This window comes from Celeribacter baekdonensis B30 (assembly GCF_000299875.1).
Taxonomy (GTDB): Bacteria; Pseudomonadota; Alphaproteobacteria; order Rhodobacterales; family Rhodobacteraceae; genus Celeribacter; species Celeribacter baekdonensis_A.
Genome location: NZ_AMRK01000025.1, coordinates 1 through 13,952, shown reverse-complemented (window position 1 = coordinate 13,952; position 13,952 = coordinate 1). Strand labels below are relative to the sequence as shown.

12 protein-coding genes are annotated in these 13,952 nt (G+C 62.2%); 3 read left to right on the top strand and 9 right to left on the bottom strand.

Annotated elements, in window-relative coordinates; translation table 11 throughout:
• Positions 1-116: 116 nt before the first annotated feature.
• From B30_RS21040 to B30_RS21005, 8 genes are all read right to left on the bottom strand, one after another.
• Positions 117-2,183: an acetate--CoA ligase family protein gene (locus B30_RS21040; protein WP_009574287.1), complete on the bottom strand. Its 2,067-nt coding sequence runs from the start codon at positions 2,181-2,183 to the stop codon at positions 117-119.
• A gap of 11 nt (positions 2,184-2,194) precedes the next feature.
• A complete protein-coding gene (locus B30_RS21035; RefSeq protein ID WP_009574285.1) occupies positions 2,195-2,995 on the bottom strand; it encodes an enoyl-CoA hydratase/isomerase family protein in 801 nt (266 codons plus the stop codon).
• Positions 2,996-3,035: 40 nt separating this feature from the next.
• Positions 3,036-4,388 (bottom strand): MmgE/PrpD family protein, encoded by a 1,353-nt coding sequence (locus tag B30_RS21030; RefSeq protein WP_009574284.1) that lies wholly within the window; start codon positions 4,386-4,388, stop codon positions 3,036-3,038.
• Entirely contained in the window at positions 4,385-5,614 is a 1,230-nt protein-coding gene (locus B30_RS21025; protein WP_009574281.1) for a CaiB/BaiF CoA transferase family protein, read from the bottom strand. The genes B30_RS21030 and B30_RS21025 overlap by 4 nt, the downstream gene beginning before the upstream one ends.
• An 80-nt stretch (positions 5,615-5,694) precedes the next feature.
• Positions 5,695-6,684 (bottom strand): Bug family tripartite tricarboxylate transporter substrate binding protein, encoded by a 990-nt coding sequence (locus B30_RS21020; RefSeq protein WP_009574279.1) that lies wholly within the window; start codon positions 6,682-6,684, stop codon positions 5,695-5,697.
• Positions 6,685-6,800: 116 nt separating this feature from the next.
• Entirely contained in the window at positions 6,801-8,297 is a 1,497-nt protein-coding gene (locus B30_RS21015) for a tripartite tricarboxylate transporter permease (protein WP_009574277.1), read from the bottom strand.
• A gap of 10 nt (positions 8,298-8,307) precedes the next feature.
• Positions 8,308-8,808, bottom strand: a complete 501-nt coding sequence (locus B30_RS21010) for a tripartite tricarboxylate transporter TctB family protein (RefSeq protein WP_009574275.1) — start codon at positions 8,806-8,808, stop codon at positions 8,308-8,310.
• A gap of 272 nt (positions 8,809-9,080) precedes the next feature.
• The gene (locus B30_RS21005; RefSeq protein ID WP_009574273.1) at positions 9,081-11,033 is read right to left on the bottom strand and encodes a 3-hydroxyacyl-CoA dehydrogenase NAD-binding domain-containing protein; all 1,953 of its coding nucleotides are present in this window, start codon (positions 11,031-11,033) and stop codon (positions 9,081-9,083) included.
• A gap of 185 nt (positions 11,034-11,218) precedes the next feature.
• Here B30_RS21005 and B30_RS21000 point away from each other — a divergent pair, with 185 nt between their 5' ends.
• Both B30_RS21000 and B30_RS20995 read left to right on the top strand, forming a co-directional pair.
• Complete coding sequence (locus B30_RS21000; protein ID WP_009574272.1) at positions 11,219-11,620, top strand: acyl-CoA thioesterase; 402 nt, start codon at positions 11,219-11,221, stop codon at positions 11,618-11,620.
• 119 nt (positions 11,621-11,739) lie between these two features.
• Positions 11,740-12,819 (top strand): AbrB family transcriptional regulator, encoded by a 1,080-nt coding sequence (locus B30_RS20995; protein WP_009574271.1) that lies wholly within the window; start codon positions 11,740-11,742, stop codon positions 12,817-12,819.
• Positions 12,820-13,151: 332 nt separating this feature from the next.
• On the opposite strand, the gene B30_RS20990 is transcribed toward B30_RS20995, so the two are convergent.
• Entirely contained in the window at positions 13,152-13,418 is a 267-nt protein-coding gene (locus B30_RS20990; RefSeq protein WP_009574270.1) for a DMT family transporter, read from the bottom strand.
• 106 nt (positions 13,419-13,524) lie between these two features.
• On the opposite strand from B30_RS20990, the gene B30_RS20985 reads away from it, so the two are divergent.
• The coding region (locus tag B30_RS20985) for an AtaL-like protein (protein WP_009574269.1) at positions 13,525-13,952 on the top strand (428 nt) is incomplete at its 3' end.

Below are 13,952 nucleotides of genomic sequence, written 5' to 3'. Positions count from 1 at the left end.
CCCACAGGCGTGCGGATATAGTCGCAGATATAGACGTCGGTCATGTCTTTGATCCTTGGCGCAGAAATGTTTGGGCGACGGAACACAGCCGCCCGAACATTTGGGTTTCTTGCGGGTTAGTCGAGCACGATCAGGCTGTCGCCCGCCCGTGTCCCCTGCCCTTCGGGCAACACGAAGACCGGGTTGATCTCGGCCTCGCTCAAGCGGTCCTCCAGCGTCTCGGCCATGCCGGAGAAAGCGATCATTGTGTCGATCAGCGCCTCGATATCCGCCTTGGGACTGCCCCGAAATCCTTTCAGAAGCGCGCCAGCTTTGATCTCGTCGATCATGTCGCGCGCGCTGGACCGGTCCAGCGGCAAGAGCCGGATGGCGGCGTCTTTATACAGCTCGGTCGTCACGCCACCCGCGCCGAGCAGGGCATAGGCCCCAAGCTGCGGATCGCGGTTAAAACCGAGGATCATCTCAACCCCGCCTTTGACCATTTCCTGCACGAGGAAACCGTCCACCTTGGCCGATGTCGCAGCACGCACGCGGGCCAACATGGCCTCGCATTCAGTCCCGACATTCGCCGGATCCACGTTCAGCGCGACGCCGCCCATCTCGGATTTGTGCAGGATCTCGCTCGACAAAATCTTGATGACCACGGGGCCATCGAAATCCTTGGCCTTCGTTGCGGCCTGCTCGGGGGTCTCTGCCGTGACCTCACGTGTGACGGAGACACCAAAGCGGGCAAAAAGCTTTTTCGCCTCGGCCTCGTTGAGGGACCCTGCCGCGATGTCGCTACAATCAATCTCCTTGGCGTTCGATGCCCTGGTCTGCGCGGCTCCCGCAGGCGCGGCCAAGGCTTGCAGCGCCGAGGCGCAGCTTTCGGGTGCCGCAAAGGCCGGGATGCCCCGCGTGTTGAGCGTACTCACGATATTGGGCGCGTCCGGGCTGACATAGGCCATGATCGGCTTGTCGGTCAGCGCCAGCGATTCAAGCACCGGCTGCGCCACCAGATCAGGCTGGGCAATCGAGGACGAGCCAACCACCACAACAATCGCGTCGAAGCTCGGGCTTTCCACCAGTATCTTCAGGATCGAGCGAAACAGGTCCGGGCGCAGCCCGGCCAGCGTCACGTCAATCGGGTTACGGTCCAGCTCGGCCTCTTTCAGGTCAAGCGCCTGCAGCTTGTCACCCGTCTCCTGGTCGGGCGTGGGCATGTCCAGACCGGACAGGCCCACATTGTCCGCCACTACCGTGGCGGCACCGCCGGTCGAGGTGACGATGGCCACGCGGTTGCCCTTCATCAACCGGCCCTGCGCCAACGCCGCCGGAATATCCAGAAGGTCGGCAAAAGTCTGGGCGCGGATGATGCCGAGCTGTTTGAACAGGGCGTCATAGACCTCGTCCGCCCCGGCCAGAGCGCCGGTATGCGACACGGCAGAGCGCGCGCCGGATTCCGAGCGGCCCACCTTATAGGCAACGATGGACTTGCCAGAGGCAATCACCTTGGCCGCCGCTGCGCGGAACTTGCTCGGATTGCGGATGGTTTCGAGATAAAGCGCAACGACCTGCGTCGCGTCATCATCGGCAAGTGCCTCAAGGAAATCGGAAACCTCCAGATCGGCTTCGTTGCCCGTGGCAACCAGCTTGGAAAAGCCGATGCCGCGCGCCACGGCCCGCGACAGGAGCGAGCCAAGAATGCCGCCCGATTGCGACAGCAGTGCGATCTTGCCCGCCGGGAAATCATCGACCTCCATCGCGCCCGAGGCGGTCAGCGGAATGCCGTCGGTCAGGTTCACGAGACCGATGGTGTTCGGCCCGAGAATGCGCATGTCGCCCGCCGCCTCGCGCAGCTGCTCTTGTCGTTTACGACCCTCTTCGCCCGCCTCGCCAAAACCGGAGGCCAGGACAACCGCCGCCTTGGTGCCGCGCGCCGCCAGATCGCGCACCGCGTCGATCACCCGATGGGCGCCGACAAGCACAAGGCCCAGATCCGGCGCTTCGGGCAGGTCGGCGATATTGCCATAGCTTTTCAGCCCGGCAATCTCGTCATAACGCGGGTTGATGGGATAGATCGCCCCCTTGAAGCCCTGCTTTTGCAAAAAGGCAATCGGTCGCCCGGTCAGTTTGGCCGGGTCGTTGGAGGCCCCGACAACGGCGACGCTGGTCGGGTTCAGGATGGCTTGCATATTCGACATTGTGGCAGACCTTATTTCGACAGCTTGTTGAGGAAGTCTTCGACCGATTTGCGGTGCTCTGCCGTAGTGTAGCAGACCGCCTGCGCCTCGCGGCCGAGGGCAAAAATCTCGTCATCGGAGCGCTCGAAAGTCTTGTCCATGATTTCCTTGGTCAGCGCGATGGCGGTGGCCGATCCAACGGTCAGCTCCTTAGCCCAGGCATGAGCCTCGTCCAGTAGCGCCTCTGGGGCGGCAACACGGTCGATCATGCCGAGCGCCAGCGCCTCGTCGGTTTCCACCACCTTACAGGAGAAGATCAGCTCCTTGGCTTTGGACAGGCCCACACGGCGCGGCAGGAAATACATGCCGCCGCCATCGGACACCAGACCGCGCTTAATAAAGCTCATCGACATTTTTGCGCCATCCGCCGCAATGATGAAATCGCAGGCCAGAGCCATGTCGAGGCCAAGCCCGAAGGCTGCGCCGTTCATGGCCGCGATCACCGGCTTGGTGACGCCATGAATAGCCACCACACCGCGATGGGTGCTTTTCTGCCGTTTCCAGCCATTAAAGGCCACTTCGCCGGTCGGCGCATCGAGCCGTGCACGCATGCCCGCAATATCGCCGCCCGAGCAAAAGCCCTTGCCCGCGCCGGTCAGGATGATCGCGCGCACCTCCTTGTCGGCGTCCGCTTCGGCAAAAGCGTCAATCAGTTCAGCGCGCATCTGGTCGTTGATCGCATTGCGCTTTTCGGGGCGATTCAGCGTGATCGTCACGATCCCGTCATTGTGGGAAACGGTGATGAACTCAGGCAGGGAAACTGCGGTGTCCATGGCTCTTCCTTCTCGTCTAGTCGCAGCTCAGGCTGCATTCTCAAGTATTATGCGTCGGTTTTTTGATCACGGCGTCGGGCAGATCGGCGCCGTCAAAGATAGTCTTGCGCAGCCGCTCCAGCTCTGCCTCCGGCAAAACCGGGCCAGCCAGTTCTTCGTATTTGGCCTGCAAATCCGCCCGCGAGATCGGGTTGTCCGGATCGCCGCGCCGCGACGGCTGGAAATGCATCCATGACCGCCCGTCCTTCAACGTCACATGCAGCCGCGCCATGCGTTTGCGCGGGTACTCGGCGGCCAGATCCTCGGCCCGTTCGACCGTGATGCACGGCATGATCGCGCGAATGTCCGGATTGATCAGCGCCTCGGGCGTAAAGGCCGCCAGCCGCACACCGCCCAGAACCATTTGGGCCGCGAGGCAATATTGCGCACTGAACCGAGCCTCCTGCGCGACCTGCGGATCGGGGCGATCACAGATGTCCTTGGTCGGCCCGTAGCCCTCGATGCGGATCGCCGCGATATCCTGCGGGTCAAAGCCGTGTTCGGCGCGCAAAGTGGCCAGCGCGTCGAGCGCGGGAAAGATATGGCCGCAGCAGCCGTGGATTTTCACCGTCATACGGGTGATCGGGGTCCACTCCCCTGCCCCGTCGAACGCTGCGCCCCAATTGCCGGTGCCAGTGCTGGTCGCGGCGGCATAGCCCTTGGGACCATCAAGGCTGCTCCACGCGCCCGTGGCCCCAGAAGCGGCAGCATAGGCCGCAAGGATGCCCGCATCGGCGGCATGGCCGGGATGCATTGCCTTGACCATGCTTTCGCCTTGCAGGTTCTGCTGCACGCCGCCCGCGAAGCTGGCCGCGATGGCGATGGCATTGGCGATCCCGTCTCTATCACAGCCCAGCAGCATCGCGACCGCCGCGGCGGCGCCAAACGTGCCGACCGTGCCGGTGATATGCCAGAATTCGTAGTGGCTCGGTTGCAGTGCCATGGCGATGCGACAGCCAACTTCATAGCCGCCGATCACGGCGCGATCAAAGGTATCGCGGGAGGCGCCGCGATCCTGCGCCACGGCGAGGGCCGCGGCAAAGGTGGGCGAGCCGGGGTGATAGCCGCCATCACGGAAGATGTCGTCGAATTCGACCGTATGGCTGGCCGCGGCGTTGATAAAAGCGGCACTGCGTGGGTCAATCCGTCGCTCGCTCGTGTAGCACCAGGCATTGCCGTCACGCGCAAGCCCACCTGCCGCCAGCAAGATGGCCGGGGTCTGCAACGTGCCCGGCAGGGTCGTCGCGAACCAGTCCAGCGTCGCGCAATGCACCGCGTCGCGCACCTCGGGCGAAATAGGCGCATCCAGCCAGCCTGCGGCCAGATCAGCCAGTTGTTCGATCGCGGTCGTCATTGTCCTACCGTTCCCGCAACTTTCGGTTCAGACGCCTGAAGCGCCAGGCCGGCAAGGCAAAGCGCCTCGATTTCGTCATCGCCAAGCCCGATCGAACGCAGGATCTCGGACGTCTGCGCCCCCACTGGCTGTGGCGGCAGGCTGACGCCTGTCTCGGACTGTGACATTCGAAACGCTACCGAAGGCACCCTTAGCCCCTCCAGTCGCCCGCTCGGGTCGGCCAATTTCAGGAATTGTGCGCGCGCCCTGGCCTGCGGATCGCCGAGCGCCTCTTCGAGGCGGCGGATACGAGACGCAGGCACGCGCCGTTCGTTGAAGAAGTCTTCCCAATAGGCGGCGGGCATGGTCTCAATAATCGAGGCCAACACCGCATTCTCGGTCTTGTAATCGTCGATCCGCGCAAGGTTGTCCGTCTTGACCAGATCCTCGCGACCCAGCCCGATCCAGAGGCGCCGTTGTTGACGCAGGTTCGACGCCGCGATCATCAGGGGCCCATCGGCGGCCTGATACATGCCCAATGTGGCAAAGGCGTAAGAGTTGCCCTTGGCCTTGGGATGCTTGCCGGTCCAGAGGAAATCCGTCGCGGGCGCGGTCATCAGGGTCATTGCGACATCGAGCATCGAGACCTCGATACTCTGCCCCTTCCCGGTGCGCTCACGCTGAAACAGCGCGGCGGAAATCGCGAAGGCGGCGGTGAGGCCCGTGGCATAGTCCACGACGGGCGCGCCGCATTTCAGCGGGCGGTCATCTCCATGGCCGGTCATGTCCATGATGCCCGAAAACGCCTGGATCACATTGTCATAACCAGTCTGACGCCGGCGCGGGCCGGTGGCACCGAAGGCAGAGACAGAGCAATAGATCAGACGTGGATTGACGGCGGCGAGATCTTCGTAGCCAAGGCCAAGGCCCTTGAACGCGCCGGGGCGGTAATTTTCGACAAAAACATCCGCCGTCTCGGCCAGCCGCAGTACGGCATCGCGCCCGGCCTCGAATTTAAGATCCAGCGCCAACGCCTTTTTGCCCGCTCCCTGCGCGAGGAAGGCTGTCCCCATCGCGGCGCGCACGAGATCGCGGTCGGTGCCATTGAAGCGTGCCTGATCAGGCTCTTTCGGAGCTTCGATCTTTATCACTTCTGCGCCGAGCAACGCCATCTGGTAGCTTGCATATGGCCCCGCAAGGACATGCGTCGTATCGATAACCCGCAGGCCAGTGAATGCGCCGGTCATGGTGGACACCCTTTTGAAAATAGAAAATCGTCTTGGATTGGCCTCCCCATCGTCTGGCGGAGAGACCGAGGAGCGAGACATCACTCGATGATGCCAGCTGCCTTGAGCTGTTCTTCGGCCACAGAACTCATCTGTTTGATGAAGGCCGAATATTCCTTTGGACCGTAATCGCTGTCCTGAACGCCAGAAGCACGGGCATAGGTCTGGTAGCTCTCACTGGCCATGGCTTTGTGGATGGCGTCGGCGATCTGCTGTTGCAGTTCTTCGGGCATATCCTTTGGACCAAAGACACCGCGGATTTGCAGCCAACTGGTGTCGACATCATAGCCCTGCTCGCCAAAGGTCTGCATGTCGGGCAGCGTCGACAAGCGGTTGTCGCCCAGAACACCAAGACCTTTCAGACGGTCTGCTTCGAAGAACTCGAGCGCCGGACCGAGGTTGGCGACTCCCACATCCATATGCCCGCCCAGAACGGCGGCGATGATGTCGGGGGTCGATTGGTGCGCCACCCAGTTGAACGTCACGCCAGCCGATTTTTCCAGCATGGCCATGCCGATGTTCTGCATCGAACCGACCGGACCGAACCCGGCGATATTGACGGCACCGCCGTTGGCTTTGGCAAGCTCAACCAGATCGGTGATCGAGTTCAACTCGGACTCCTTGGATACGAAAAACAGGATCGGGTCGACCTGCGACAGGGCGATCCAATCGAAATCATCAGGTGAAAACGTGCCGCGCAGGTTGGTCTGCATGCCGGTCAGATGGGTCACGGTGTTGACGCCCAGGGTAAGCCCGTCGGGCTTGGCCGCCCGGATCTTGGCCATCTGGGTGGCGCCGCCACCGCCGGGTGCATTCACGACCACGATGGACTGGCCGATGATCGGCTCAAGTTCCTTGGCCAGCGTTCGACTGTACACATCCACGCCACCGCCGGGCTTGGTGTGCAGGATCATGTTGACCGGCGCATCTGGCGCCCAGTCCCCGGCGGCTGCATTCTGGACGCCACCCAAAGTCAGGGCCGCTGCGCCAGCGACACCTAGGACCAGTTTCTTGAGATTGCTGATCGTCATTCGTTTTCCTCCCTTAAGTCTTACAACTTTTGACGTTACCGTCTTTGAACAGTGTCGGCCTTCCCGTCGCCTGAGTGAACTGAGCGTTTGTCAGGCAACGGGGACTCGAAACTTGGTCAAACTGTTTTCGCTTTGGCGCGACGTGCGCGCAGCTGAGACAGAGCCGGCAAAACAAAGGCCAGGACGGCGATCGCGATCAGGATCACGGTCATCGGCGAGGTATAGAAGATCGACCACTCGCCCTTGTTTGAAATCAGCGCACGGCGGAAATTGGTCTCCATCATCTCGCCTAGAACCAACGCAAGGATGATCGGGGCCAGAGGGATCTCAAGCTTGCGCAGGATGTAGCCCAAGACGCCAAAGGCCGTCATGATATGGACCGGGAACATCGTGGTGTGCGACGCATAGGCACCGACATAGCAGATGCCAGCGACGATCGCGGCGATCGCAGGACGCGGGATATTCGCGACCTTGGCCCAGATCCTGGCCCCGGCAAGGCCGATCAGCACCATCACCGGCACACCCACCCAGAGGGAGGCAAAGATGGTATAGGGAATCTCGGGCGATTTGGCGAACAGCAGCGGTCCGGGCTGGATGCCCTGCACCATGAGCGCACCGATCATGATTGCCGTGGTCGGCGATCCGGGAATGCCAAGCGCCAGCAGCGGCGCCATCGCTCCGGCCACGGCGGAGTTATTCGCCGCCTCTGACGAGGCCACACCTTCCAGCGATCCTTTGCCGAATTTCTCGGGCGTTTTCGACAGGCGCTTGGACACGGCGTAGGACACGAAGGACGCGATGGATGCGCCCGCACCGGGGATCACGCCGATCACGTAGCCAAGCACCGAACTACGAATGATTGGTGTCTTGAGGCCAAAGATGGTCTTGACCGGCAGCGCCAGCAGGCCGCCGATCGGCGCGCTTTTCACCTTTTCTGACGGGCCGTCCTCGATCATGAACAGAACCTCGGACAGGGCGTAGAGGCCCAGGAGGACAGGCACCAGCGGCAAACCCTCGAAGAACTCCGGATTGCCCATGGTAAAGCGCGGCACGCCGGTTTGAACATCCAACCCGATGGTGGCCAGCGCAAGGCCAATCCCCATGGCGACAGTGCCTTTCAGAGGCGAGCCTTCCGACAGGCCCGCCACAAGGCTCAGCCCGACAAGCGCCAGCGCGAAATACTCGCCAGGCCCAAAGCGCAACGCGAATTCCGACAGTGGAACCGCCGTGATGATCAGGAACAGCGTCGAGATAAAGATACCCGCGCCAGAGGACAGGATCGAGACTGTCAGCGCCTCGCCCGTGCGGCCTTGTTGCGTCAGCGGGTAGCCGTCCCAAGAGGTCGCCACGGCCGCCGCAGTCCCCGGCGAATTGATCAGGATCGCGGTGATCGCACCGCCATACTCGGCAGCCGCATAAAGCGCGACCAGACCGACGATAGAGACCACCGGATCCATGCCATAGGTGAACGGGATCAGCAGCGCGACACCAAGGCTGGGACCAAGGCCGGGAATGGCCCCGATCAGATACCCCACCAACGCGCCGAAAACGAGGGCAAACCAGACCATGGGATCGCCGAACGCGGAAAAGCCGATTGCAAGACTCTCAAACATTTTAGGTTCCTCAGGGCAAGTTGACGTCAAGCGCCAGGTTAAAGACGACGTAGATAAAGGCAGCGAGGGCGAGCGGCACGCCGATCAGATGCAGTGGGCGGCGTTCACCGCAGGCCAGCATCGTCAGCAGGGCAAAGATCAACACACTCGGCAAAGCGCCCAGTTTCTCGAAATAGATCGATTGCAAGAAGAGCAGCCCAACCGTCGCCAGAACATAGAATGGCCGCCGGATCGAAACCCAGGTGACCGGCACCGGATCGAGCATACGTATGACGGCCGCCACGGCCACGGCGACAATGGCGATTAGGGTCGCTATGGCCAGTAGGGTCGGAAAGCCACCCGCACCGATATCGATCTTGTTCAGCGGTTGTGGCAGGGCGGATGCCTGCGAAAAATACTGCCAGAACACGACCAGAAGGGCCGCACAACCCAGCAAGTCCAACACTGGCAAAGAGCCGCGCAGGGCATCCCACCGCAGCCGCCAGCCAAGGGCATTCTTGTAGTCTTCCATATTTTCCTCCCTCGCCAGGTCACGAGTTCGCGCCCCGGCAATATTCCTCCTCTTTACCATCGCGCTTCAGGGTGGCCGCCGTGAACTAAGTATTTGTTAGTCTTAGGCCTTCCTCGGGTTTGCCTTGTTTTTTTCTTTAAATTTCTGAACGTTAAACAGACAACCGAAGCTACTGAGGGCACTCCGCTGTCCCAAACGGGTAGCCTCCGTCCGTCAGGGATAGCTGTTTGGGCGCGAACACAAGTTCGGAGGCCCACGCCGTGTGTTGGCCGTCAGTCCGCGCAGCGCGCCATATACATCGGCCCGCCCTTGTGACGCGGAAAGCCGTAGCCCGTGATCATCACCACATCGATATCGTCCGCACTCTCGGCGATGCCCTCGCGCAGAACCGCCTGCCCTTCGCGTTGCATGGTGGCAAGGATGCGCGTGATGATCTCTTGCTCGGTGAACACCTTGCGGGTCCGACCCGCCTTCGCGCTTTCTTCCTCGATGATCCCTGTGACCTCCGGGGCCACCTCAGCCTCGCCAGAGGCATAGTCATACCAGCCTTTGCCGGTCTTGCGCCCCAGCCGCCCGGCCTCACACAGACGGTCGGCGATATGGGCATAACGCTCCTCTGGGGCACGATGCGGCGCGCGCGCCCTGCGCTGCGCCCATGCGATGTCGAGCCCGCTCATGTCCTGCACGGCGTAGATCCCCATGGCAAAGCCAAAGCCCTGCATCGCAGCGTCGATCTGATGCGGCAAGGCGCCCTCTTCGAGCATGAACTCGCAATCGCGCCGGTAAGCCGCCATGATCCGGTTGCCGATGAACCCGTCGCAGACCCCGGCCACCACCGGGATCTTGCGCAGGAGCTTGGCCAAGGCCCCGCCGGTCGCCAGCGCCCGCGCCCCCGTGGCCTCGCCGCGCACCACTTCGAGCAATTTCATCACATGGGCGGGCGAAAAGAAATGCAGCCCGAGTATGCGCGAAGGGTCCTTTGTCGTCTCCGCGAGCAAGTTCACGTCAAGGTAAGAGGTGTTGGTGGCCAAGATCGCCTCGGCGGGCATCACTGCGTCCAGCTTGGTAAAGACCTCGCGTTTGACCCCCATGTCCTCAAAAACAGCTTCGATCACCAGCGGGCAATCTCGCAGCGCCGCATACTCCGTATCGGTGCCTAGGCGGGCCAGTGCGGACTCGCCCTTGGTGGCAGCGATAGCGCCACGTTTGACGCTGGCAGCGATGGTGTCGGCCACGCGTGTCTTGGCGGTCTGAGCTGCGGCATCGTCGCGTTCGATCAGACAGACATATGAGCCGGCGAGCAGCAGTGCCGTGGCGATCCCCGCCCCCATGGTGCCGCCGCCGATCACACCGACGCGCGACAGGTCGGCAGGGACTGCCTCGGCCTGTTTCAGCGCCTGACCCGCACCGCGTTCTGCAAAGAACACATGCCGCAGCGCCGCCGCCTCTTCTGAGGCCGCCAACCACAGGAACCGCTCCCGCTCGCCCGCCAACGCCACCTCGACAGGGTCTCTGGCGGCGCATTTCAGCGAGGCCAGCGCCTCAAGCGGGGCCACAGCCCCCCGACTGCGTTTGCGCAGCTGAGCCGCCTGCGCGTCCCAGTCGATGGGATCTCCCGCCACCAGATCGCGCGCGAGCGCTGGTTCGGGACGGCCCGACGCCGCCAGATCCTTCGCCATTGCGGTGGCCTCGGCCAGCAGGTCCCCCTCACCAAGGCGATCCACCAACCCGCTCTCCAGCGCCTCTTGCGCGCCGATCGGCTTGCCACTGGTCACCAGTTTGATTGCCGTGGCCATCGACACCAGACGCGGAAGGCGCACCGTGCCGCCGGAGCCGGGAATGATGCCGATATTGACTTCCGGCAGGCCCAGCTTGGCCGAGGGGGCCGCAATACGTGCATGACAGGCCATCGCCACTTCGAGACCACCGCCAAGCGCCAGCCCATTGATCGCCGCGATCCACGGTACCGGTGCATCTGCAATCGCGGCCAGAACGTCAGGAAGATAGGGCTCGACTGGTGTTTGACCGAGCTCGCGGATATCCGCCCCGGCCACAAAGGCACGCCCGGCCCCGGTCAGTACCACCGCCCGCACGTCCGCGTCGCGCAGCGTGGCCACCGCGTCCCAAAGCCCCTGCCGCACGGCGCGCCCTAGGGCGTTCACCGGTGGGTTGTCGATGGTGACCCAGCCAAGCCCATCCCTTACGTCGACAGTTACCTCAGCCATGCGTCTCCCCTTCTTCGCAAATGTCGCCAAGCGGCAATTTCCGCCTGTATACTGCGCCGCCGGTTTGCCGTGACCAAACCATTGGTTGGGTTCAGGCCAGCCCCGGATTAAGTATGATGACAGAAAATAATCTCGTGAGGACAGACCGCTGGCCGGCCTCCAGTCACGCAAGAGGACAACGCATCATGGGTGGCTCAGACCAACCCCCCACCGGAAACCCGACCATTCGCACCATCGCCATGCCGGCCGATACCAACCCGGCGGGTGATATTTTCGGCGGCTGGCTGATGAGCCAGATGGACCTCGCCGCCGGCGCCATTGCGGCCTTCACCTCCGGTGGGCGCAGCGCCACGATTGCGGTCGATGGCATGATCTTTCACCGCCCGGTCAAGGTTGGGGATGAGGTCTCGCTCTATGCCTCACTGATCAAGGTCGGAAAAACATCCATGACCATCCATGTCGGTGCCTGGCGCCGCCCGCGCGAAGCCCGTTTCATTGAGAAGGTCACCGAAGCAAATTTTGTTTTCGTCGCGCTCGACCCTGACGGCAAACCGATCCCGGTCGAACATTTGCCAAACGCGCCTTAGAGCCCCGGCAAGCGCCATGGCGCACTCCCATTTTTCGCCACTGACCCGCCATACAACCCGTTACAGGTCTCGCCACGCGTCCCGGCATTGACCGCCCCTTCATTTCCAAGGAATTTCCCGTGTCGCTCCGCACCAAAGACATGTTCACACTCGCTGCTCTTTATGCGGTAGCAAGCCTTGCCGGGTGGATCTTTTCCCGCATCGGCATCCCCCTGCCCTGGATGATCGGGCCGCTGGTCCTCTCCGCGGCTCTCTCTGTCTCCGGCCTGCTCAAGATTGCCGTCCCGGTCAAGACCCGTCCCTTCGGCCAGATGACCATCGCGGCGCAGGTCGGGTTGGCGTTTACGCCTGCCGCGCTGGCCGCCCTCATCGGGCTGGCCCCGATCATGATCGGCATGGCGCTGAGCTCGGCCGCCTGTGCCGGGTTTGTCGCGCTTCTCCTCGCCCGCAGCACCAATATCAGCCTGTCGCAGGCCTTCCTCTCGACCTTTCCAACCAGCCCGGTCGAAGCCGCGATCATGGCAGAGCGGCACAATTGCGATCCCGCCCCGGTCATTCTGGCCCAGACCACGCGCATCGCCGCCGTGGTGATCCTTGTCCCGATCGCGGTCTTTGCGATGGACGGCTGGCCGGATCGCGCTGGCGTGGTGCGTGGTGGCACCTTCGATCTGCTCGGCAACGGGTTTCTGGCGCTTCTCGCCATCACCGGTGCGCTGCTGTTCAAACGCCTGCGGCTGTCCAATCCCTATTTTCTTGGGCCGCTGACCTTTTCCTCGGCGGCCAGCGCCATCGGGCTGCATCCCACGGGCTTTCCGCCCGAAATGCTGTCACTGGCGCAGATCATCCTGGGCACATGGCTGGGCAGCACCTTTCGACATGACCTCTTCGTCAATCAAAAGCGCCAGTTGATCACCATCCTGACAAGCACTTTTCTGTTGCTGGGCCTTGTCTCGGTGCTGGCCATCGGCATGGCCTGGATGACCGGACAGCAATGGGAAGTTCTGGTACTGGGCGCGGCCCCCGGTGGCGTCACGGAAATGGCGCTGACGGCCAAATATCTCAGTATCGATCTGGCACTTGTGACGGCGTTTCAGCTCACAAGGATTTTCATCTTCATGCCGAATATCCCGTGGATCATCCGCATGATCGACACCTATGAGAAACGCAAGAACGCCTCATCTTCGGGGCAGGAGCCATAACCAATACATGGCGATATCAGCGAGAGCGATGGCCGATCAGAATACCTTGTCGATGACCTGAGCCCCAAGCTTCCGACATTTCTGTACAGAGCCCCGCCAACAAAAAGACGGACGATTGAAGGTGAGATTAGCACCTACCAGACCGCTCGGCTTTCCCCGCCTCCATCTCCTTGGCTGTACGCCGCCACAACATGCACCAGCCGCCGCCGCAGCCCCCTTTCCCGCCCATGAGGGTTTCGAAATCAGCTCAGGTTGCGGGCTGGATCTCTATCGCTTTCGAGGCCTCAAAAGATGAGACCATGTCCACACTCCGTTTTTCTTTACTCGGTACTCTATGAACCGGCTTGTCTCTGTTCGCGCAGGATAGTGAAGACGCCGCTTGCGATGATGATCGCCGCGCCGAGGAATGTTATCGCGTCCGGGTTCTCGCGCCAGATGAGCCATCCAAAGAACGTGGCCCAGAGGAGGGCAGTGTAATCCAGCGTCGCTACCACGACCGCAGGGGCGAGGCGGAAGGCCTGTGTCATCATCATCCCGGCGAACAGCCACAAATCGCCCACCGGGACAGGAATCCAGACGAACGGCACGATCAGCAACACCCGCGCTCAGGTCAGATACACAAGCAGGGACCACACGCCTTCGCGGGGGTCGACCCAACGGGCGCTCAGCATCAACAGGGCATATCCACACCAAAGGACCAAACTCATGATCTATTCGACCGCCACCGCGCCCGTGAACCCCGAAGGCAAAGCAAAACTCACCCTCGACCAGGTCTGGGCGGGGCTGGAGTTGAAAACGCGTGATGCCCACGAATTTCTGCCCGCAGGTCTTTGCACCCGCTGCGACGTGACCGAGGAAAGCCCCACGCATTTCGTCCACGACGCCACCATCGGTAGCAAAGATCTGCGCGAGATCATCGTGCTGGAGCCCCGGCGCAAGGTCACCCTCTTTCAGGTCACCGGCCCGCGCGAAGGCGCCATCATAAATGAGATCGTCAAAGACGACACCGGCGCGCTGCATCTGCGGTTCTACTGCTACCTAGGTCCGCGCGACGCAGTGCCGAACGGCACCGAGGAACAGGCCGAGCAGGCGCTGTTCGACAGTGAGCAAGGCAACAAAGCGGATGAGGTGGG

What these genes read in the sequence shown, in the direction of transcription:
- B30_RS21040 (WP_009574287.1), bottom strand. Translation starts at nt 2,183, where the DNA reads ATGTCGAATATGCAAGCCATCCTGAACCCGACCAGCGTCGCCGTTGTC.
- B30_RS21035 (WP_009574285.1), bottom strand. Translation starts at nt 2,995, where the DNA reads ATGGACACCGCAGTTTCCCTGCCTGAGTTCATCACCGTTTCCCACAAT.
- B30_RS21030 (WP_009574284.1), bottom strand. Translation starts at nt 4,388, where the DNA reads ATGACGACCGCGATCGAACAACTGGCTGATCTGGCCGCAGGCTGGCTG.
- B30_RS21025 (WP_009574281.1), bottom strand. Translation starts at nt 5,614, where the DNA reads ATGACCGGCGCATTCACTGGCCTGCGGGTTATCGATACGACGCATGTC.
- B30_RS21020 (WP_009574279.1), bottom strand. Translation starts at nt 6,684, where the DNA reads ATGACGATCAGCAATCTCAAGAAACTGGTCCTAGGTGTCGCTGGCGCA.
- B30_RS21015 (WP_009574277.1), bottom strand. Translation starts at nt 8,297, where the DNA reads ATGTTTGAGAGTCTTGCAATCGGCTTTTCCGCGTTCGGCGATCCCATG.
- B30_RS21010 (WP_009574275.1), bottom strand. Translation starts at nt 8,808, where the DNA reads ATGGAAGACTACAAGAATGCCCTTGGCTGGCGGCTGCGGTGGGATGCC.
- B30_RS21005 (WP_009574273.1), bottom strand. Translation starts at nt 11,033, where the DNA reads ATGGCTGAGGTAACTGTCGACGTAAGGGATGGGCTTGGCTGGGTCACC.
- B30_RS21000 (WP_009574272.1), top strand. Translation starts at nt 11,219, where the DNA reads ATGGGTGGCTCAGACCAACCCCCCACCGGAAACCCGACCATTCGCACC.